At 73.7% G+C, this 21,641-nt stretch carries 14 protein-coding genes; 8 read left to right on the plus strand and 6 right to left on the minus strand.

Annotated elements, in window-relative coordinates:
• The first annotated feature begins 56 nt into the window (after positions 1 to 56).
• The gene (locus IE182_RS27565; RefSeq protein WP_190112672.1) at positions 57 to 1,214 is read left to right on the plus strand and encodes a DUF2079 domain-containing protein; all 1,158 of its coding nucleotides are present in this window, start codon (positions 57 to 59) and stop codon (positions 1,212 to 1,214) included.
• Here the strand turns inward: IE182_RS27565 and IE182_RS27570 are convergent.
• Complete coding sequence (locus tag IE182_RS27570; RefSeq protein WP_190112673.1) at positions 1,142 to 1,693, minus strand: GtrA family protein; 552 nt, start codon at positions 1,691 to 1,693, stop codon at positions 1,142 to 1,144. The genes IE182_RS27565 and IE182_RS27570 overlap by 73 nt on opposite strands.
• Before the next feature lie 117 nt (positions 1,694 to 1,810).
• Between IE182_RS27570 and manB the strand changes: the two genes are divergently transcribed.
• From manB to IE182_RS27600, 6 genes are all read left to right on the plus strand, one after another.
• A complete protein-coding gene (gene manB, locus IE182_RS27575; protein WP_190112674.1) occupies positions 1,811 to 2,890 on the plus strand; it encodes a mannose-1-phosphate guanylyltransferase in 1,080 nt (359 codons plus the stop codon).
• Positions 2,891 to 3,001: 111 nt separating this feature from the next.
• Positions 3,002 to 3,859 (plus strand): polyprenol monophosphomannose synthase, encoded by an 858-nt coding sequence (locus IE182_RS27580; RefSeq protein WP_190112675.1) that lies wholly within the window; start codon positions 3,002 to 3,004, stop codon positions 3,857 to 3,859.
• A gap of 15 nt (positions 3,860 to 3,874) precedes the next feature.
• Positions 3,875 to 5,365: a hypothetical protein gene (locus tag IE182_RS27585; RefSeq protein WP_190112676.1), complete on the plus strand. Its 1,491-nt coding sequence runs from the start codon at positions 3,875 to 3,877 to the stop codon at positions 5,363 to 5,365.
• Complete coding sequence (locus IE182_RS27590) at positions 5,362 to 6,600, plus strand: glycosyltransferase family 87 protein (protein WP_229845164.1); 1,239 nt, start codon at positions 5,362 to 5,364, stop codon at positions 6,598 to 6,600. The genes IE182_RS27585 and IE182_RS27590 overlap by 4 nt, the downstream gene beginning before the upstream one ends.
• A gap of 3 nt (positions 6,601 to 6,603) precedes the next feature.
• Positions 6,604 to 9,396 (plus strand): bifunctional glycosyltransferase/CDP-glycerol:glycerophosphate glycerophosphotransferase, encoded by a 2,793-nt coding sequence (locus IE182_RS27595; protein WP_190112678.1) that lies wholly within the window; start codon positions 6,604 to 6,606, stop codon positions 9,394 to 9,396.
• Positions 9,393 to 10,547, plus strand: coding sequence for a glycosyltransferase (locus IE182_RS27600; RefSeq protein WP_229845165.1), 1,155 nt, complete (start codon positions 9,393 to 9,395; stop codon positions 10,545 to 10,547). Before IE182_RS27595 ends, IE182_RS27600 begins: the two co-directional genes overlap by 4 nt.
• Positions 10,548 to 10,552: 5 nt before the next feature.
• Here IE182_RS27600 and IE182_RS27605 read toward each other — a convergent pair whose 3' ends face one another.
• Positions 10,553 to 12,262, minus strand: a complete 1,710-nt coding sequence (locus tag IE182_RS27605; protein WP_373303625.1) for a glycosyltransferase family 2 protein — start codon at positions 12,260 to 12,262, stop codon at positions 10,553 to 10,555.
• Positions 12,263 to 12,699: 437 nt separating this feature from the next.
• On the opposite strand from IE182_RS27605, the gene IE182_RS27610 reads away from it, so the two are divergent.
• Entirely contained in the window at positions 12,700 to 14,133 is a 1,434-nt protein-coding gene (locus tag IE182_RS27610) for a glycosyltransferase family 39 protein (RefSeq protein WP_229845167.1), read from the plus strand.
• A 27-nt stretch (positions 14,134 to 14,160) separates the two neighbouring features.
• On the opposite strand, the gene IE182_RS27615 is transcribed toward IE182_RS27610, so the two are convergent.
• From IE182_RS27615 to IE182_RS27630, 4 genes are all read right to left on the minus strand, one after another.
• Complete coding sequence (locus IE182_RS27615; RefSeq protein ID WP_190112679.1) at positions 14,161 to 15,045, minus strand: carbohydrate ABC transporter permease; 885 nt, start codon at positions 15,043 to 15,045, stop codon at positions 14,161 to 14,163.
• The gene (locus tag IE182_RS27620) at positions 15,045 to 16,385 is read right to left on the minus strand and encodes a carbohydrate ABC transporter permease (RefSeq protein WP_229845168.1); all 1,341 of its coding nucleotides are present in this window, start codon (positions 16,383 to 16,385) and stop codon (positions 15,045 to 15,047) included. Before IE182_RS27620 ends, IE182_RS27615 begins: the two co-directional genes overlap by 1 nt.
• 18 nt (positions 16,386 to 16,403) lie before the next feature.
• Positions 16,404 to 17,810: an ABC transporter substrate-binding protein gene (locus tag IE182_RS27625; RefSeq protein WP_190112680.1), complete on the minus strand. Its 1,407-nt coding sequence runs from the start codon at positions 17,808 to 17,810 to the stop codon at positions 16,404 to 16,406.
• 161 nt (positions 17,811 to 17,971) lie between these two features.
• A complete protein-coding gene (locus tag IE182_RS27630; RefSeq protein ID WP_190112703.1) occupies positions 17,972 to 21,244 on the minus strand; it encodes an FtsK/SpoIIIE domain-containing protein in 3,273 nt (1,090 codons plus the stop codon).
• Between the last annotated feature and the right edge of the window lie 397 nt (positions 21,245 to 21,641).

A 21,641-nucleotide genomic window follows, 5' to 3' on the forward strand; every position in this document is an offset into this window, starting at 1 on the left:
GGGCGGCTCCGGGGAAAACCCCCGGAGTCGCCCCTTTCGCGTGCTAAGAGAGACGGATGAGAGTCGTTTCGCGGCTTGTGTCCACCCCGGCGCGCCGGGAGACGGCCGGCGCGGTGGCCATTCATCTGGCCCTGGCCGTCATCGGCTTCACCCTCCTCCTGTTGATCAACCGGCATGTCGGGCATGGCGTGGAGTGGCTGCTGTACCGCTGGGACAGCGGGAACTACCTGCGGGTCGCCGAGCGCGGCTATCCGAGCTTCATCCCCTACCGTCCCGACGGGACGCCCGACTACAGCCGGCTCGCCTTCTTCCCGCTCGTTCCCGCGCTGATCCGTGGCCTGCACCTGCTGACCGGCCTGTCCTACGCGTACGCGGGAGTGGCGATCTCCTGGTGCGCGGCGGCGGTGGCCGCTGCGGGCGTCTACCGGCTCATGAGGGCGGCTGGAGCCTCTCCCGGTGCGGGGTACGCGTGCGTGGCGCTGTGGTCCTGCTCGCCGTACGCCTTCGCGCTGTGGGTGCCGTACTCGGAGGCCGTCTTCAGCGCGCTGCTGGTGTGGGCCATGGTCGCCCTGCTGGCCCGGCGGTGGCTGACGGTGGGCCTGCTGTGCCTGCTGGCGGGCGCGGTGCGGCCGACGGCCGTGGTGCTGATCGCGACGGTGATGCTGGCCGCCGGCTGGGCGCTGGTGCACCGGCGCGACGGATGGCGGCCGGGGGCGGCGCTGGCGCTGGCACCGCTGGGGCTGCTGGCCGGCTGGCTGTTCCTCGGCAGCAGGGTGGGCCGCTGGGACGGCTGGTTCGAGGCGGAGCGGGCCTGGGGGCAGTCCTTCGACTTCGGCACGGGCACGGTGCGCTTCATCGGCGACGTGCTGACCTACCGCGAGCGGTGGAACGCGGCGGACGTCCGGCACGCGGCCGTGCTCGCCGTGGTGCTCCTGACGGCGGTCGGGGTGCTGGCCCTGGCGCTGGACCGGACGGTGCCCCGGCTGCTGGTGGTGCTGGTGGCCGGGGCGTGGCTGCTGATGACGGGAACACCGGGCTCGCACTACTCGAAGCCGCGCTTCATGCTGCCGTTCCTGCCGGTTCTGCTGCTGTTGGTGGCCCGGCCGCTCGCGCGTGCTCCGCTAGTGGTGCAGATCTGTCTCTACGGTGGGGGTGCGGTGGTCTCGGGTTGGTACGCGGCAGGGTTGCTGGCGCTGTTCGAGGGATCGCCGTGACGCGAGCCGTACCGTCCGCCGCCCGGCAGGGCCCGGAAGACCCAGGCCCGGTAGGACCAGAAGCGGAAGAGGGTGGCCGTGCCGATGCCCAGGAACTTGAAGAGGTTCCCCAGCAGCGGGCCGCGCCAGCCGAAGCCGTAGGTGGCGGTGTAGAGGACTCCGTTCTCGATCACCAGGCCGATGCCGCTGAAGGCCGCGAAGAGGAGGACCTCCCGGCTGCGGCGGGTCTTGTCGCGGTCCCGGTAGGTGAAGTACCGCAGGCCCAGGTAGTTGAACGTGATGGCGACCACCGTCGCGATCACGCTGCACCGCACCACCGGCAGTCCGGTGGCGCCCCGGCAGACGTTGAAGACACCGAGGTTGACGAAGATCCCCAAGCCGCCGACCGTGCCGAACTTGGCGAACTCGTGGCCGAGTGCGAGCAGGCGGTCCCTGCCGGACGGGCGCTTCCCCCTCGACTGTGTCGGTCGCACGGGCATCTCCAGATACGGTCGCCACGCGTAGCGGACATTTCACGTAGACAGCAGATTGTAGTGTAAATTGCCGCAAACACTGACGCAGTGCGACGGGGTGACGACAGTGGGCGAGGAGCTGGCATGACAGAGGCGGTACTGCTCGTCGGCGGCAAGGGCACTCGGCTCCAGCCGCTCACCCTCCATACGCCGAAGCCGATGGTCCCGGCCGCGGGGGTGCCGTTCCTCGCGCACCAGCTGGCGCGCGCCAGAGCCGCCGGCGTCGACCACGTCGTCCTGGCCACCTCGTACCTCGCCGAGGTCTTCGAGCCGTACTTCGGCGACGGCTCCGCCCACGGAATCCGGCTCACGTACGTCCATGAGGAGGAACCCCTCGGTACGGGCGGCGCCATCCGGCACGCCTCCCGGGCCCTGTCCGCGCGGCCCGGTGAGCCCGTGCTCGTCTTCAACGGCGACATCCTCACCGGCCTCGACATCGCGGACCTGCTCCTGCGCCACGAGCGCGCCCAGGCCGACGTCACGCTGCACCTGACACGGGTCGCCGACCCGCGGGCGTTCGGCCTCGTCCCCACCGATGCCGACGGCCGCGTCCTGGCCTTCACCGAGAAGCCGCGCCATCCGGACGAGATCGTCACCGATCAGGTCAACGCCGGCTGCTACGTCTTCCGCCGCGAGGTCATCGACTCCGTCCCCGAGGGCCGCCCGGTCTCCGTCGAACGGGAGACCTTTCCCGGGCTGCTGGCCGACGGGGCCCTGCTGCACGGCGTGGTCGACGCCTCGTACTGGCTCGACCTGGGCCGCCCGGCCTCCTTCGTCCAGGCGTCGGCCGATCTCGTCCGCGGCATCGTGCGTTCCCCGGCGGTGCCCGGAGAGCCCGGGGAGTCCCTCGTGCTGCCCGGTGCCCACGTCGGCAGCGGGGCCAGGCTCTACGGCGGCACGGTCGTCGGAGCGGGGGCGCACATCGAGGCGGGCGCCGAGGTCGAGGGCTCCGTCGTCCTGGACGGCGCCCGCATCGAGGCGGGGGCGCGCGTACGGGCGTCCATGGTCGGCACCGGCGCCCGGGTGGGCCCGCGCACCGTGCTCGACGGCGCGGTGATCGGCGACCACTCCGAGATCGGTGCCGACAACGAACTGCGCGAAGGGGCCCGCATCTGGTGCGGCACCACCATCCCCGACGCCGCCATCCGCTTCTCCGCCGTGTGAGCCGCACGGAGCACACGTCGTGCGCGCCGCAAGCCAGTCTTGAACAGCCGTTTGAACGCCTGAACTCCCCCCCCCCGCACGTTCCGTACGTTCCGTCGCAAGGACCAGCCCATGAGTTCTCCGCGCACCCCCGCCGGCCCGCCCCTGCCCGCCGAGTGGAGCCGCACTCCGCTGACCGTCGTGATGCCCACCTACAACGAGGCGCAGAACCTGCCCACCATGGCGGAGGCGCTCATGGCACTGCCCCTGGAGGGCCTGCGGCTGCTGGTCGTCGACGACAACAGCCCCGACGGCACCGGCGCCGTCGCCGAGCAGCTCGCCGAGAAGTACAACGAGGCCGAACGGCGTGACGAGTCCGAACGGCGTGACGAGACGGGCAGGGTCCGCATGGGCGTCCTGCACCGCACCGCCAAGGAGGGACTCGGCCGGGCGTACGCGGCCGGGATGGAGCGTGCCGTCGCCGAGGGCGCCGCCTACGTCCTGCAGATGGACGCCGACGGCAGCCACCCCACCGAGAAGATCGCCGACATGCTGGGCGTCGCCCTGGCCACCGGCGCGGACGTCGTCGTGGGCAGCCGGTACGTGCCCGGAGGCACGCTTTCCGACGCCTGGAAGGCCCACCGCAAACTGCTCTCCCGCTGGGCCAACGCCTACGCCAGCGGCATCCTCGGCACGCGCATCCGCGACATCACCAGTGGCTTCAACCTCTGGAGCGCCCACGCGCTGCGCACCATCGACCTCGGCAGCGTCGACAGTGCCGGCTACAGCTTCCAGGTCGAGACCAAGTACCGCGCGCTGCGGGCCGGATTCACCGTCATGGAGGTGCCGATCCACTTCGAGGACCGCACGGCGGGGGAGTCGAAGATGGACCTGGCCGTGCAGCTCGAATCCGTGGCCATGCCCTGGCGGCTGCGGTCGAAGACCCTGCGCGCGGCCGCGGCGGGGCCGGCCGGCAAGCACTCCCGCTGACCCGTGGCGCCGGCCATGGCCTTCAGGGCCCGCCTGCCGCACCGGGCGGCCGCCGTCGCGGTCCTGCTGCTGACCGCCTTGCTGCTGCTCATGGTGGTCCGGCTGCCCTGGTCCGGCGACCTGGGGATGCACGGTGCGGTGCTGGAGCGGCTGCGCGCGGACCTGTTCCACCCGGGCAACCCCTTGGTGGACGAGGACACCGTCAGCCCGTACTACTCGCCCTGGGCGGTCGCGCTGGCCCTGGTGGCGACGGTGAGCGGCTGGGGAACGTTCGGGGTGCTGAGGCTGGCGGCCCTGGGCGGGCTCGCCCTGCTCGGCAGTGGGATCGCCGCCTTCGTCCGTACGTTCAGCCGCCGGCGCGCGGCCGTGCCCCTCGGGCTGCTGTGCGTCCTGCTGCTGTACGGCGTGCGGCTCTTCGCCTGGAGCGGGGTGCCGGGCCTCAGCTCGCTGTGCCTGACCCTGGCCTATCCGAGCACCTTCGCCCTGGGCCTCACCTTCCACCTGTGGGCGCTGCTGCGCTGGGGACTTCAGGAGGCATGGGGGCTCCTGGGATTCCTGGGGCTGGGGATGCTGCTGGCGGCGGCGTTGCTGTGCCATCAGTTCACCGGGGCCGTCGCGGTACTGGGCGTCGGGGCCCTGCTGGTCGGGGCGCGGCCCGGGCCGGATCGGAAGCTATGGCTCCGGATGGCGGCAGGCGGCGCGCTGGCGATGCTCGTCCTGCTGTGCTGGCCGTACTACCCCTTCCTGGCGCTGCTGGACGGAGGCGGGATGGACGCCGTCCACCGGCCGCTGTACGACTTCCTGCCCGAGCGGTTCTGCCTGGTGGGGCTGGGCGTCGTGGCCCTGGCGATCCGCTGGTGGCGCGACCGGCGCGATCCGCTCGCGCTCCTCTTCGCGCTGGGTGCCGTGATCTTCGCGGCCGGATGGCTGAGCGGGCACTACGCGTGGGGCCGTGTCCTGCCGGCCATGTTGCTGCCCGCCCAGCTCGCGCTCGCCGTCGAGGTGGCCGAGGCCCAGGGCGCGGGGCTGCGCCGGGCCCTGCCGGCGGTGACGGTGGCCGCCCTGCTGGTGGGGGCGTGGATGCAGGCGGGGGTGCTGTCGTACGTCCTGCGCAGGGACGCCATTCCGCCGGTGCTGCGCGATGCGCCCGCGTTCGGGCTGTGGCGAGGGCTGGGCTGGGCGGTGGCGCGTGTGCCGAAGGGGGCGACGGTGATGACGGACGACTTCTATGCGCTGCGCACCCTGCCCGCCTACGGGCCCTACACCGTCGCCCCCGCCTATCCGGATCTCTTCCTTCCTGACGAGAAGCGGCGCCGGGACGCGACGCGGCGCTACTTCGCCCCGGCCACCTCCCGGGCCGAACGGCTCGGCATCCTCAAGGAGTACGGCGTGCGATGGGTGCTGCAGAAGAACGGCGGCGGGGGTCTGGCCCCGGACGATCCCGCGCTCAGGAGGGCGGCCCGGGGGCCGGGCGGGCTCGCGCTGCTGGAGGTCGTACGGCCGTGACCACCACCGAGGGGCCCGTGGCCCCCGCCCCCGCCGACATCATCGCGTGGCTGCGTGGCCGCGCCTCGCGGCCGGTGCTGACCGCGGCGCTGCTGCTGTACGTCCTGAGTTCGATCCGGGCCTACGCCAAGGACCGTACGGGCCTCGACAACGCGGTCGTGGTGCGGGCGGCGCAGGCGCTGCTGGAGGGTGGCTCGCCGTACGCGGACAAGCGGTTCCTGTACCTGCCGGGGGCGGTGTTCGCGGCGGTGCCCCAGACCTTCTTCTCCGAGCGGGTGCTGTTCTACGCCGTGCCGGTGGTGACGGGTGCCTTCGTGGCGGTGGGGGCGGTGCTGGCGCTGCGGATCTTCTCGGTGCGGGCGGACAGCCGGCTGGCGGCGGCCATGGTGGTCGGCATCGCGCTCTTCCTGCCGTTCCACAGCCTGGTCTTCCTGGGCAACTGGACGGCGGCGTCGGCGCTGGCGTTCCCGGCGGCGCTGCTGCTGGCGCGGCGCGGGCGCTGGTCGGGGGCGGGGATGGTGGTCGGGGCGGCGATCTCGCTCAAGCCGATGCTGGTGCCGGTACTGCTGGTCTTCGTGCTGGCCCGGCGGTGGCGGGCGCTGGCCTGGGCGGTGGCCATTCCCGTGCTGCTCTCCCTGGCGGCGGCGTCGGCGATGCCCCGGCCGGGGCTGTTCTTCACGCGGACGCTGCCCTTCCTGCTGCACGGCCAGGATGCGTACGCCCGCCCGTACGACGCCTCGTGGCCGGCGGTGCTGCCCCGCTTCGGGGTGCCGCACACCCTGGCCTTCGCGCTCGCGGGGGCGGCGGGGGTGGTGGTGCTGGGCTTCGCGTGGCTGCGGTGGCGGCGCGGGGGTGCGCCCGGGCTGCAGCTGGTGGAGTGCACGTCGCTGTTGATGCTCGCGGCGTTCGTGGTCTCGCGTCCGTCGTTCCTGAACTACGCGCTGGTCGTGGCGCCGTCGCTGGCGGCGTCGGTGGTGGAACGGGCGGCGGCGGTGCGGTCGGTGTGGTTCTGGATGCCGCTGGTGCCGCAGTTGGGCGGGGTGCCGTGGCCGGGGCTCGACACCGCCCAGCGGCATGCGTACCGGGACATCGTGATGTTCACGGGGCTGGCGGCGGTGCTCGCCCTCGCGGCGTGGCGGGGGAGCGGCACGGAAAAAGGGGTGGTAACTGTCGGTGACGATGGTTACTCTCTGTGTAGTGCGATCGCGTCCTCGACCGATTCCGAAGTGAGGTGACCCATGCCCGCCCCCGATGTCAGCGTCGTCGTCATCGTCCACAACGACGCCGAGCGACTGCCGCGCGCCGTGCGCTCGGTCCTCGGGCAGTCCCTGCGCCGCCTCGACGTCGTCGTCGTCGACGACTGCTCCGCGGACGGCTCCTACGGCGTCGCCCGGACCCTGGCCGCAGCCGACCCCCGCGTGCGCTGCCTGCGGCTCCCGGTCAACAGCGGCGGGTGCGGCGCGCCGCGCAACGCCGGCCTGGACGCCGCACGGTCCCCCTACGTGATGTTCCTCGACAGCGACGACGAACTGCCGTACCACGCCTGCAAGTCACTGCTCCTGGCCGCCGAGGAGAGCGGCGCCGACTTCGTCACCGGCGAGGTCACCCGGCTCTTCGAGGAGACGGGCACGGCGGGCCTGTGGTACCCCGAACTCTTCACGGACGCCCGCCTCGTCGAGGGCATCCACTCCGCCCCGGAATACTTCCTCGACCACCTCTCGACCAACAAGATCTACCGCGCCGACTTCCTCGCCCGGCACGACCTGCGCTTCCCCGAGCACCTGCACTACGAGGACCAGCTCTTCTCCGCCCGGGCGTTCACCCTGGCGCGGGCCTTCGCCGTCGTCCCGTGGCCCGTCTACACCTGGCACCTCGCCGGCGACCCGGCGGCGGGCCCGTCCATCTCCTCCAGCAGACACAAGATCCAGAACGTCAGGGACCGCATCACCGTCGCCGGCCTGATCGACGCCTTCCTGGAGGAGAGCGGCAACGCCGGGCTCAGGCCGGCGAAAGACGCCAAGTTCCTCCGGCACGACCTCCGCCTCTACCTCGGCGACCTGCCCTTCCGGGACCGCCGGTGGACCGAGGAGTTCGCCGCCACCGTCACCCCCTATCTGAGCGGCATCGCCCCGGAAGCCTTCGCCACCGTGCCCCGCGAACAGCAGCTCTGCCAGTACCTGCTGCGGACAGGCCGGCTCGCCGAGGCCGCCGAGTGTGCGCGCACGCTGGACCGGCCCCTGATCGCCCCGCGCCACACCGTCCGGGACGCCGCCGGACGCACCTACTGGGGCCGCACCCTTCCCGAGGACGAACAGGCCGCCGCCGCACTGGACATCAGCGACTGGCGGCTGGACGAGCAGCCCTTCGCCACCGGCCCCCTGCGCCACGAAGTGGTGCGACTGGAGCCGTCCGGGACACGCCTGCGGATCTCGCTGCGCACCTACGACCCGGCCCGCGTGCTCGGCGGTCCCGCACCCGTCACCGCCGAACTGCGCATCGCCACCACCGCCGAACCGCTCGTCGTGCCGTTCCGCTACGCCCCGGCCCGCGGCGGGGACGGGCCGGACGCACAGATCCGCACCGCCGAGGCCGAGCTGGACCTCGGCCTGGTCCCGGTCGGCGCCAAGGGATTCCGGGGACGGCGCCACCCGCTGGTCGCCCTGGAGCGACTGGGGCTGACCCGCAGCGACCCGCTGCTGGCCCCCGGCGACCTGCCGCCGCTGCGGGCGCGCGTCGGCCGGCACTCCGTGCGGGCCGCGTGCGAAGGACACGGCGTGGGCCGTCTCGAACTCGCCTGGGAGCGCGCCGGGGCCCTCGCCCGCGCCGAGAGCCTCGCGCCCGGCCTGTCACCCGTACGCCGCCGCATCCACCGCCTGACCCGCCGGGTGACCGGGCCCCGCGCCAAGGCCCTGACCTACCACGAGCTGCAGAAGCTGCCCATCGACGACGGCCTGATCGTCTTCGAGGCCCTGGAGGGACGCGGCTACGCCGACAGCCCCCGCTACATCCACGAGGAACTCCAGCGCCGCCGTCTCCCGCTGCGCGCCGTCTGGTCCTACTCCGGCAGCCGCTCCTCCTACCCCGAGGGCACGGAGCTCATCCGCCGCGGCAGCTGGGAATACGTCCGTACGGTCGCCCGCGCACGCTACTGGATCGACTCGCACGGCTTCCCCGTGCTCTTCACCAAACGGCCGGGCACCCGCTACCTGCAGACCTGGCACGGCCAGGCCCTCAAGCACATGGGTTTCGACACCCCCGAGCTGCGGCTCGCCGGCCCCGAACGGCAGCGCCTGCACCGCGAGATGGTGGCCCGCTGGGACGCGCTCATCTGCCCCAGCGAGGAATTCGAGCGGACCTTCGTCCGGGCCAACGCGTACGACGGCGAGCTGCTGCGCACCGGGCTGCCCCGCAACGACGCCCTCGTCCGGTGGAACGACCCCGCTCAACGCGACCGCGCCACCGCCACCCGCGAGCGGCTGCAGATCCCCGACGGACGCAAGGTACTGCTCTACGCCCCCACCTTCCGTGACGGGGTGCGCGGCAGCGGCGAATCCATCCGGGTCGACCTCGCCGAGCTGGTGCGGGAGGTGGGCGAGGAGTGGACGGTCGTGATCCGGCCGCACTACTACGAGCGGTTCACGGTCCCGCGCGAGCTGGGGCACACACTGCGCGACGGGCGGGAGTTCGCCGACCTCAACGACCTGATGCTCGCCTCGGACGCCCTGCTCACGGACTACTCGTCGGTGATGTTCGACTACGCCAACCTCGGCCGGCCCATCCTGTTCTACGCCGATGACTACGAGCGCTACCGCTCCGTCTCACGCGGCACCTACTACGACCTGACGGACATCGCCCCGGGCCCGCTGTTCACCACCACGCGCGATCTGGGCGCCGCGCTGCGCGATCCGGTGGAGCTGCAGGAGCGGTGGGCCGGGGCCTACGCACGCTTCCAGGCCCGCTTCAACCCCTGTGAGACCGGGCGGTCGAGCAAGGCCGTGGTCGACCTGTTCTTCGAGGGGAGCGCCCGGTGACGACGCGCCACCTCTTCCTCGTCGGCATCGACGTCGATTCCATGGGCGGTTCCCAGCGGGTCCTGCACACCCTCGCCCAGGGTTTCGCAGGGCGCGGCCACCGCACCGAGCTCATCGGCATCCGGCCCAGTTGCGAACCGCACACCTACCTCACCGACCCGGCATACCGGCGGACCACCCTCTACGACACCCCCGCCCCGCCCGCCTGGCAGGCCGCCTCGCTCGCCGAGCGGCTGCATCCGGCACGGCTGCGCCGGGTACGCGACGAACGGGCGGCACGCAACAGGGCCCGCGGGCGGCTGGCCCGGAGGTTCGCGTCGGTCCCGGCCGGCCGCGAGGGGCTGGTGATCATCGGCTCGCCCTGGGCGGCGGTGTGGCTCGACTCCATGGAGTGGCCGCTCCACCTGAGGGCCATCGGGCAGTACCACGAGTCGTTCCTGCAGGCGTGTCACACCGTCAATCTGCAGCTGATCCTCCAGTACTACCCCGCCCTGGAGAAGGCCGTCTTCCTCAGCGAGCCGGACGCGGCGGAGTTCCGCCGCCGACGGCTGCCGAACGTGGCTGTGATGCCCAACCCCCTGCCGTTCACACCGCTCGACCCCGCGCCCCTGGACACGCGTCGGATCGGCGCCGTAGGGCGGCTCGACCCGGTCAAGCGGCTGGACCGGCTGATCGACGCCTTCGCCGCCGTCTGCCCGGCGCACCCCGGCTGGGAGCTCCACTTCTTCGGCGACGGTCCGCTGGAGCCACAGCTACGGGACCAGGCCGTCCGCCTGGGCGTCGGCGACCGGGTCAGCTTCCGGGGCAGTGCCCGCGACATGGCCGCCGCCTACCGCGAGTTGTCGGTGGTGGCCCTCACCAGTGAACGCGAGGGCCGCCCGATGGCCCTCGCGGAAGCCTCCGCAGCCGGTGTGCCCTGCGTGAGCTTCGACCTGTCGGGCGGTGTCCGCGAACTGATCGTCCACGGACGGACGGGCACCCTCGTGCCGCACGGTGACGCGGCGGCGTTCGCGGCGGCCCTGGGCGAACTGATGAGGGACGGTGCGCTGCGCGCGCGGTACGGCAGGGCGGCGCGCGAGCACGTCGCACCGCTGGCACTGCCCGCGGTGCTGGACCGGTGGGAGGCGCTGTTCGAGGAGGTGGAGCGGTGACGCCGTCACACGCCCGTCGACGGGCGGACGTCCGGGGCCCGCAGGCCGGGCCTGTGTTTCCGGAAGGGGGCGGGCCGATGGAGGGGGAAGCGCTTGCGCAGCCTGCGCTCGGCGATGGCGGCGGCGGACCGCACGCCGGGTACGAGCCGCAGCGCGAGCGAGCCGCCCGTGGCCGCGTAGGGCTGGGCCACCAGCACCCCGCACCGCGCGCTCACGGCCACGCCCGGGCGGGGAGCGGCCCCACCGTTGAACACGCCCCGTACGGCCGTCCGCAGGGTGCCGCCGTGCTCGCACCGGATGCGCACCCGGACGTCCCACACCTGGGCCGGGCCCGGCCGGCGGCCGTGGGTGGAGAGCCCGGCGAGATCGACGTCGAGCGCCGCGGTCCAGCCCGCCTCCTCGGCCGCCAGCGGGGCCGTGTGCTCCACCACCGTCCCGTCACGGTCCTGCAGCCGCAGCTCCACGTCGACCGTGTGCGGGCGGGCCGCCGCCAGCCGCCCGTACAGGTCGTGGACGCGCAGGTGCAGCCGGGCCCGGGGGCCGAGTCCCCGGGACAGCGCGGCGTCGACGGTCACCGGCAGCCGGCGGGCCGGCTTCGCGCCAGGCCCGGTGAGACCGTCGAGGAACACCTCCGGGAGGTCCGGCGCCCAGACCGGCCGTCCGGCGGCCTCGGCGTAGGGCGGGAGCAGCCGGGCGGGACGGGCCGCCAGCTGGGCCAGGCGCTCCAGGTCACGCGGGACCGGCGAGGACAGGACGACCCGGGCGATCCAGCGGGCCGGGGCACGGGCGGCGCACAGGTCGGCCTCCTCGTAGGCGGCCAGGCAGTCACGGGCCACCCGCCACCAGGCGCTGCCATAGGCGGGCCCGTGGGAGGGCAGTTCGCGGGCGTACATGCGCAGGTCGTGGTCGAGGAACTTCACCCGTGCCGCGTGGGCGAGGGGCTTGCTGCCGGCGTCGAGGAAGACGTCCACGCCGTGCTGGTGGGCGAGGACGCGGGCTTGCCAGTTGGCGACGCTGCCGCGATCGAGGGAGATCGACGGCCGCGCCGCGTTCCGTCGCACGTGCCAGATGTAGACGGGGTCGGGGACGGTCGCCACCCGGGGACCGGCCGCGAGGACGCGTGCGGTGAAGACGAAGTCCTCGTAGTGGAAGGCGCCCTCGGGGAAGGCGATGCCGTGGCCGGTGAGGAAGGCGCGCGCGTAGAGCTTGTTGACGCAGAGGGTGTCGTGCAGCAGGGCGGGGTGTTCCTCGGGGGAGCCATGGACGGCGGGCCTGCGGTAGAGGCCGCGCTGCCAGGGGGTGTCCCGCCGCCGGGGGAGCTCACGGCGTACACACAGACCCGCGGCAACGGGGACGTCGTGCCGCAGTGCGGCGCCCAGCAGGGCGGCCACCGCGCCCGGAGGGAGCGCGTCGTCGCTGTCCAGGAACATCACATACGGCGCGGTGGCGGCCCGTACGCCGTCGTTGCGGGGGGTGCCGCAACCACCGCTGTTGACGGTGCGGTGGACGACCTTCAGGCGGGGTTCGCGCTTGGCCAGGCGGTCGAGGATGTCGCCGGTGCCGTCCGTGGAGGCGTCGTCCACGGCGACGACCTCGGCGACGACCGGGCCCTGGGCCAGGGCGGAGCGGATGGCGTGGGCGATGTGCCCGGCGTCGTCATAGCCGATGACGATCACGCTGACCTGCGCGGTGGCAGGAGTTCCGCTCCCGTTCACTGTCACAGAAAACAGTCTTATCCGATAAGTGCGATAAATGGGCACCATGGTCACCCATGCGGGGCGGGACGGGGAGAGACGGGGGAGGGACGCAGATGGGACCGATGGCGCTACCGACGGCACTGCCGGCGGTGCTGCGGACGCTGCTGTGGACCGTGCTGAGACCGGCGGCACGGCTTGCCGGACGGCAGGGGGATGCCGGCCGGCACGGGGGCGTGCGGTCTGGGGGCAGTAGGTCTGAGGACGGCCGGTCTGGGGACGGTAGGGCTGGGGACGGCCGGTCTGAGGACGGCCAGTCCGGGAACGACCGGTCCGGGGATGGTGACCAGTCCGGGGACGGCCGGTCCGGCGGGCGGCCCGATAGCGGCGGGGCCGGCAGCCGGTCCAGTGGCCGAAGCGGGGGCGGGCGGCGTGTCCCGGCCGTGCTGGTGCCGGCCGTGCCTGCGGGTGTCATGTTGCTGCTCGGCCTGTGGGGGCTGGACCGGGGCACGATGTGGCGGGACGAGGCCGCCACCTTCCAGGTGGCCCGCCGCTCCCTGCCCGAGATCTGGCACATGCTCGGCAGCATCGACGCCGTGCACGGCCTGTACTACCTGCTGATGCACCCGCTCCTCGCCCTGCGTGCCGACGAGACGGTGCTCCGCCTGCCGTCCGTGGCGGCGGCCGCCGCCACCGCGGCCCTGGTGGCCGTGATCGGCAGCCGGCTGGCCCGGCCCCGGGTGGGGCTGTGGGCGGGGCTGCTCTACGCGGTCACCCCGTTCGTCAGCCACTACGCGCAGGAAGGCCGCTCGTACGCCCTGGTCGCCGCCGGCGCCGCCCTGGCCACATGGCTGCTCATACGGGCCGTCGAGGACGGCTCCCCGTACCGGCGCTGGGTGGCGTACGGGGCGGTGGTCGCGGTCACGGCGCTGCTCCACGAGTTCGCCGTGCTGCTGCTCGCCGCGCACGCCGTGACGTTGCTCGTCTCCCGGGTGCCGTGGCGCACGCTGCGTCGCTGGGGGTGTGCGGCGGCGGGGGCGTGCGGGGTGCTGGCGCCGCTGGCGGTGGTCTCCCGGCGCCAGAGCGAGCAGGTCGCGTGGATCCGCACCCCCGGCCCCGAGCAGGCGCAGGCGCTCCTCCGCTCCTTCGCGGGCCCCGGCGAGGGCGTCCTGACCGTCGTCGTGCTGCTGGCCGTTGTGGCGCTGCTCCTGCCGCTGCCCCGGACGGGGCCGTTGCGGCTGAACGCGGTCGCCCTGCCGCTGGCCCTCGTTCCGCCGGCCCTGCTCTACCTCGCCTCCCAGCGCCAGCCGCTCTTCCTCGACCGCTATCTGCTGTTCAGCCTGGCGGGTGTGCCGCTGCTCGCCGCGGCCGGCGCGGAACGGCTGCTGGGGGCGGTGCCGTGGCGCCGGGCCGTGACGGTGGCGGGTGTCGCGGTGGTTGCCGCGGCCTTCGCCGTCCAACTGCCCGTCCAGGAGCGGGAGCGATTGCCGGCGAGCCGGGGCGACGAACTCGCCCGGGTGGCCTCGGTGGTGGGACGCATGGCGCGGCCGGGGGACGCGGTGCTGTTCCTGCCGCTCCACGAGCGCCGCACGGCCCTGGCCTATCCGCGGGAGTTCGCGGGGCTGCGCGACCTCACCCTGAAGCGGTCGCCGGCCGCCTCCGGCACGCTCCTGGGCGAGGAAGTGGGCACGGCGGAGCTGCGGGCCCGGCTGGGCCGCCTCCCCCCTCGCGGGCGGGTGTGGGTGGTGGCGGACTCGACCACGGTAGGCACCCCGTGGTTCCGTGCCCAGCGCGCCGAGCGGGCCAAGGCCGGGGCACTCGACGCGCTGTACAGGGAGGAGTCCACCGTGTTCGTCCGCGGCGGTGCGATATCGCTCTACCTGCGCCGGTAGGCACGCCACAGGACACACCGTGGGGCGTCACTTCACCGCCCCGGCCATCACCCCGCTCACGAACTGGCGCTGGAAGGCGAAGAAGACCGCCAGTGGCACGATCATCGAGAGGAAGGCACCCGAGGCGAGGATGTCCACGTTGTCCCCGAACTGACGGACCTGCTGCTGCAGGGCCACGGTGATCGGAGGGTTGCCGCTGTCGGCGAAGATCAGGGCGACCAGCATGTCGTTCCACACCCACAGGAACTGGAAGATGCCCAGGGAGGCGATGGCCGGTCCGCCGAGCGGCAGCACCACGCGGGTGAAGAGCCGCAGCTCGCCCGCCCCGTCCAGGCGTGCCGCCTCCAGCAGTTCGCGTGGGATCTCGGCGAAGAAGTTGCGCAGCAGGAAGACGGCGAAGGGCAGTCCGAAGGCGGTGTGGAAGAGGATGACGCCCACGGTGGATTCGAAGATGCCCAGGGTGTTGAAGAGCTTCGCCACGGGAATGAGAGCGACCTGCACCGGGACCACGAGCAGACCGACCACGACCATGAACCACCAGTCCCGGCCGGGGAAGTCCAGCCAGGCGAAGGCGTATCCGGCGAGTGCGCCGATGAGGATGACCAGCGCCGTCGCCGGAATGGTGATCAGAGCGGTGGTCAGGAGGGACTCCATGACCTTGTCGTTGCCGAACAGCGTGCGGTAGCTCTCCGTCGTGAGCTGGGCGGGATGGCTGAAGACCTGCCACCAGCCCGAGGACGCGATGTCGGACTTGTCGCGCAGCGAGGACAGCAGCAGCCCCACCGTCGGCATCAGCCAGAACAGCCCGACCACGATGAGGAGCGCCTGCGTCGCGCCGCCGCCGAGGCGGGCGGCGATGCGGGAGGGCAACGACTGCTTGGCCCGTACGACCGTGTTCGTGGTGGTGGCCATCACCGGCCCTTCCTCTCCTTGCGGATCCGGCGGATGTTCACGATCACCACAGGTGTCACGAGCAGCAGCAGGAACACGGCGATGGCGCTGCCGACGCCCTGATTGACGTCGGTGCCGAAGGACGACTGGTAGAGCTGGAGCGCGAGGACGTTGGCGTTGTCGAGGCTGGAGCCGGGGGCGATGATGTAGACGAGGTCGAAGATCTTCAGCACGTTGATCATGAGGGTGACGACCACGACCGCGAGGACCGGCGCCAGCAGCGGCACCGTCACCCGCCGGAAGACCTGCCACTCCGTGGCCCCGTCGACCCGTGCCGCCTCCAGCAGTTCGCGCGGCACCCCCGCCAGGCCCGCCGCGATGAGGACCATCGCGAAGCCCGCCCACATCCAGATGTAGGCGCCGATGATGGACGGGGTGACGAGGGTGGGGCCCAGCCAGTCGACGCCGTTGTAGGCGGAGGCGAAGTTGCCGGCGGGCAGGCGCAGCCGGGCGCCGTCCGCGGCCGCGGGCAGCGTGAAGGTCCCGTCGGCGTCCGTGGTGGCCGAGGCGACCGTCCGGCCGTCCTTCACCGCCTCCACCGCGACGCCCGCCAGGGCCTTCTCACCCGCGTCGATCTTGCCCGAGGTCCCGCCGCCGCCCTTGGTGAAGTCCATCCACACCGTGCCGGTGACCTTCCCGGCCACGTCGCGCGCGGGTATCGCCTCCTTGGCGCCGCCCACGTCCTCCGGCTTGACGGCCACCAGCGGCAGGGCGACCGCCGTGCCCGCCCGTACCGCCGCCTTGGTGGTGTACGCACCGCCGCCGCTCGCCGCCAGGTCGCCGGTCGGGCGGGGGCGGGCGCCCGGGTAGGGGGCGGGGGCGGCGAAGGTGTCGTGGATGCCCACCCACACCGCGTTGGCGACGCCGCGGTCCGGGTTCTGCTCGTAGACGAGCCGGAAGATGATGCCCGCGGCGAGCATCGAGATCGCCATCGGCATGAAGACGACCAGCTTGAAGGCCGTACCCCAGCGCACCCGCTCGGTCAGCACCGCGAAGACCAGGCCCAGGGCGGTGGCCACGGCCGGGGCGACGACCACCCAGACGACGTTGTTCTTCAGGGCCGTGCGGATGCGTTCGTCGGTGAAGACCTCCTGGTAGTTGTCGAAGCCGACGAAGCCGTTGCCCGACGCGTCGAAGAGGCTGCGGTAGACGGAGTAGCCGATGGGATAGACGACCAGGGCGCCGAGCAGGGCCAGTGCGGGCAGCAGGAAGCAGGCGGCCACCCAGGGACGGGTGCCCAGCACGCTCCTGCGCCTGCGGGCCGGTGCGGCGGACGGTGGGGGAGCGGTCGCGGTGGTCACGGTGCCGGTCCCGTCCCGTCAGCTCTTGAACGCCTTGGCCGCGTCGGACTCCAGCCGTTGCTGGGTGCCCTCCACGTCGCCCGGGTTGCGCAGGAAGTCCTGCAACTGTTTCCACTCGCCCTGGCCGGGCTTGCCGCCGAACGAGGCGGGGGCCTGGTCGGACATGTCGAAGCGGAAGTCGTCCCCCGCCGCGACGAGCGCCTTGCCGATGGAGCGCAGGACCTCGTCCGGGTAGGCGGACGGGTCGAGGTTCTTGTTGGCCGACACGAAGCCGCCCTCCGCGGCCCAGATCCGTGCCGCGTCGGAGGAGGCCAGGAACGTCAGCAGCGCCTGCGCCGCCTGACCGTCCTTGAGCGCCACGCCCACGTCCCCGCCCGTCACCACGGGGGAGCGGCCGCCCACGGCCGGGAAGGGGAAGACCTTGGCGTCCTTGCCGATCGTCGCCTTGGCGCCGGTGATGTTGGCCGCCGCGAAGTCGCCCTCGAAGACCATGGCGGCCTTCGCCTTCTCCCCGCCGGTGAAGGTCTGGGTGACGGAGGTGGGGAACTGGGTCTGCAGCGCACCCTCGTTGCCGCCCGCCAGCAGCTCCTTCTTGCCGAAGAGCTGGCCGAGCGTGATCAGCGCCTCCTTGACGGACGCGTCCGTCCACTTGATCTTGTGCTGGGCGAGCTGGTCGTACTTCTCCCGGCCCGCCTGGGAGAGGTAGACGTTCTCGAACCAGTCGGTGAGGGTCCAGCCGTCGGCGCCGCCCACCGAGACCGGGGAGACCCCGTAGTCGGCGATCGCCTGCGCCGTGTGCAGGAACTCCTGCCACGTCTTCGGCTCCTTGACGCCCGCCGCGTCGAAGACCTTGGTGTTGTACCAGACAAGGGACTTGTTGGTCGCTTTGAAGTACACACCGTACTGTTTGCCCTCGTGGGAGCCGAGTTCCCGCCAGCCCTTGGCGAAATTCTTGTCAAGCTGTGCGGTGGCCTCGCGGCCGAGCGGCTTGAGCCAGCCCTTCTGGGCGAACTCGCGCAGGACGCCGGGCTGTTGCAGCATCGCCACGTCCGGCGGGTCGCCGCCCGCGACCTTCGAGCCGACGAAGGCGGACATGTCGTCGCCGCTGGGCACGAAGGAGACCTCGGCGCCGGTGCGCTTGGCGAACTCGTCCAGCACCTTGGTGAAGCTCTTCTGTTCGGCGCCCGTCCAGACGGCCGTCACCTTCAGCTTCTGCCCTGCCAGCTTGGGGAGTTCGACGGTGTGGGAGATGACGTCGGACTTGCCCGGGACGGGCTTCGAGGTGTTCTGTTTGCCGCCGTCGCTCTTGTCGTCGCCGTCGCCGCACCCCGCGGCGGTCAGGGCCAGGGCCCCCGCCGCGGCCAGGGCAAGTGCGCTGCGTGCCGCTCGTGTTGTGCGTAGCGATGGACGTGTTGGCGTACGCATGGCCGTACCTCCTGTGCCCGGTCCCCGCAGGCGGCCCTGCCGCACGTCGCCCCGGCATGCTGGCCGCACTCCCGTGCGACAGTCCTACGCCCGGTCACGAGCCGCCGCAATACCGTCTCCGGTGTCAACTCGCCTATCGTGACCGGGCTGTGACGCGCTGCCTAGAGCAGGGGCGGCGCCGCCTGGGCCCCGGCGGACTGCGCCGCGCGCTGCAGGGCGCTGGCCAGGAGGGCCAGATCCGTCGGTCCGTTGCCCAGCTCGCGCAGCGGCCGGCGGGTGGGCGGATCGCCCATGCGCTGCCAGTCCAGCGGCACCACCGTCGGGCGCAGCGTCGCCGTACGGGGGATGCGGCCGGTGACGCGGCCCGCCTGGAAGGGCGTGGCCCCCGCGTCGTCCGGGCGCTGCAGACGCCCGCGTCCGGGGACCGGTCCGTCGCTGCCGTCCGGGCCGGCCCCCGCGGGGGCGTCGGGTGCCGGGGGCGCGATCTCCAGGGCCGCGCGCAGCCCCGCGTGCTCGACCGCCGCCGTGTCGGCCGTGCGCTCCGGCCGCCCCGAGGCGGCGATCAGATGCACTCCGAGCCGTTCGCCGTCCCGGGCGACGGCCTCCAGCGCCCGGACGACCGAACCGGCCGCAGGGCGGCCCGTGCTGCCGAGCGCGGGCGCGACGAGCGCGTCGAAGTCGTCGACGAGGACCACGAGCCGGGGCAGGGCCGTGTCGGCCGTGCGTGTCGTGGCGTCGCTGCGCTGGGTGCGGAGCTTGAGGGTGCCGCTGGGCGCCGGTTCGAGGTCGCCGGAGAGCGGCTCGGACGGGCGTCGGGGCGGGATGACGCCGGGGTTCGCCGAGGGCGCCGGCTGCCGGTCGTGCCAGGCGGTGAAGTCGAGCGTGCCCAGCAGCTCGGCGCGGCGCTTGAGCTCCGAGATGAGCGCCTGGGCGAACTCCCGCATCCGCACCGGGTCGGCGGCGGCCAGGTAGGTGGACACGTGCGGCAGGTCCGTGCAGACGCGCAGGCCCTCGCCGCGCTCGGCGGCGGCGCCGTCGACCAGGACGAGCGAGAGCCGGTCGGGCCGGTCGGCGGCCGCGAGCGACGCGGCGAGCGAGCGCAGCAGTTCCGTCTTGCCGCTGCCCGGGCTGCCCTCCACCAGCAGGTGCGGGCCGTCGGCCGCCAGGTCGACGGTGAGCGGCCCGTGCGGTCCGGCGCCCAGGACGGCGACGGCACGGCCGCCGGGCCGGGCACCCCGGTCGGTGGCGGCCGCCCAGCGGGCGGTCAGCGAGGCGGGCGTGGCGCGGGCGAGCCCCAGCTCGTCCAGCAGTCGCGAGGTGCGGGGCAGGGCCGCCGCGATGCGGGAGGCGTGTGCGGGGTCGCCGGCGTTCTCGGCCATGCGCAGGGGCGCCAGCGCCCTGGCGAACCGCTCGGCCCAGGCGCCGGACACCGCGTCCAGGGCGCCGATGACGGTGGTCCCGGCGCCGGGGCCCGCGGCGTGCGGACCGGAGCCCGGCACCGCGGTGCGTCCCTCGGCCCGGGCCGCCCGGTCGGCGGCGGCCGCCCAGCGCGGTACGGGCACCGTCGCGCGCTCGCGGGCCTCCGCGGGCGGCGGGGGTGCGGGGGTGCGGTGGATGACCTGGACCACGGTGGCCACGTCTCCGCTCAGCAGGGCGACCGCACCGCAGTGCGGGAAGGCGGGCGAGGCCGCCTCGGCCGTCGCGAGCGTGGCGGCCACGGGCGAGGAGGGCGTCGTGGCCGGGGCCTCCGCCAGGCACAGGAGGTGGATGCCCGCCGCCGGGCCGCCCACGGCCAGCCGCGCCACGGTCTCGCGCAGCGCCGCCGATCCGGGGTCGCCGTCGACGATCAGGACCGTGTACGGGCCCTGGTGGCCCGCGGCGGCCGTCGCGACGGCCTCGCGGGAGGCGTTCGCCCAGTGCGGGCCCAGCGGCCCGTCGTCCAGGCGCCGCACGAGCTCGGCCGTACGGGCCTCGGCCTGCTCGCGGTCGTGGGCGAGCAGCAGCCGGCAGTCCTGGCCGTGGGCGGGGCGCAGCTGCGGCAGCCAGCCCAGCCAGGACCACTCCGCCATCCGCTCCTCGACCGGGCGTGCACGGTCGGCGCTGATCAGGACGTATTCGAGCGTGGTGGGCGCGTGCAGCGCGGCCAGCTGGGCGAGCACGGAACGGGCCAGCCCCGACAGACGGGCCCGGGGCCCGGCCAGGCCGAGCGCGCCCACCTGGCGCAGTCCGACCGTCACCGGGACCGACGGCAGGAGGCCGCCGCCGTCCGGGGCGTAGCGGTCGGCGGTGCCCAGGCGGACGGTCAGCAGGTCGGGGTGGCCGGGGCCGCGCTCCCACAGCCGCGGGCCCGGGCCGAGCGCGGTCAGCAGCACCGCCGCCGGGTCCGGCCAGCGCTCCCGCAGGGTGCCGGCGGTGGTCAGGGGGTCCCCGGCGCCGCTCACGGCACCGGGCGGCAGCTCTTCGGCGTCGTCCGCCGTGCGCTGCGCGCCGCCGAGGCCGCCCGCCAGGCGGCGGGCCCAGGCCCCTATCCCGCGGTTGCGGCGTCTGCCGTCGGCGGTGTCCGCGGCGGGCACGTCCAGCGGCGGGCCGGCGCGGTGTTCGGTCAGGGTCGCGAAGCCGGCGGCGCGGGAGGTGACGCCGCTTCCGGCGCCGCCGCCGGAGGCGGCACTGCCGGGAGCCACCGCCGTTCCGAAGCCGGCGAGGCCCGTGGCCGTCGACGTGCCGGCGGAGCGGGCCCCGGCCGGCGGCCCGTCCGCGGCGGCTGCCGGGCCCACCCGCAGGTGGCCCTCGCCGTCGGGGACGGCCGGCAGCACGCCCGGCCCGTCGCCGACCGGTCCGTACAGGCTCAGGGCCGACTCGCCGACCTGCACCAGCGTCCCCGGCGGGAGCGGGCGGGGCGTGCCGTCGACGGACTCGCCCTCCAGGGTCGTGCCGTTCGTGGAGCCCAGGTCGTGCAGGGTGACGCCGCCGTCGTCGGCGAGGGTCACCGCGCAGTGCAGGCGGGAGACGTCCGGGTCGTCCAGCGGGATGTCCGCCGAGCTGGAGCGGCCCACGCGGACCTCGCCGCCGTGCAGCAGGTGGACGCCGCCGGCGTCCGGGCCGGAGACGACGTGGAGGCGGGCGGTGGCGCCCGGGACGCCGGAGGGCAGCACGCCCGCGTGCCGCTCGGGCCCGACGGGGGCGCCCAGGGACAGCACCGCGCCGTCGATGAGCGGCGGCTCGCCGAGGGCGCACCGCTGCGCGTCGAGCCGTTCGGTGCCGGCGTACACGACGACGGCACCGCTGCCGAGGTCGGAGCCGGCCGCGGCGACGGCGGCGGCGAGGCCGCTGGACACGGCGGCCAGGGCGGTCCCCGCAGGGGCGGTCACGAGCACATCGCAGGCGCACGTGGTGTGGCCGCTGAGCGGCCCGAGGACGGTCAGCCGGATCTGCATCGCCGTCAACGGTCCCTTCCTGCCCCGGGTGCGCGACAGGGGCCGGGCGGCCTTTCCCCCACCTCGCACGGGCGCATCGGCACGTACAGGTCACCACGTCGCGCGGGGTTTCCCGCTCCCTCCCCGGCGCATCCGTGCTGCGAGCATCCTCGCACCTGCCACCGGCGACGCGCCCGGCGAGAGCCGTTTCGTGATCTTGAACGACCATCCGAGTATGCGGAACCTTCGGCTCACCGTCCGGCGATGGCGGGTTTCTTCTGAGAGTTGCCCGCTCCCGACTGATTTCTCGCGGTTTCCCGCCGCTGGTGACGGAAGCCGGGGAGCCCCCGGGCAACCATCCGCCCATGACCCGCGTCTTTCCCCCGAGCCCCACCGGATTCGTCCGTCCGACGGTCCG

Source organism: Streptomyces cinnamoneus, from assembly GCF_014650495.1.
GTDB lineage: Bacteria > Actinomycetota > Actinomycetes > Streptomycetales > Streptomycetaceae > Streptomyces > Streptomyces cinnamoneus.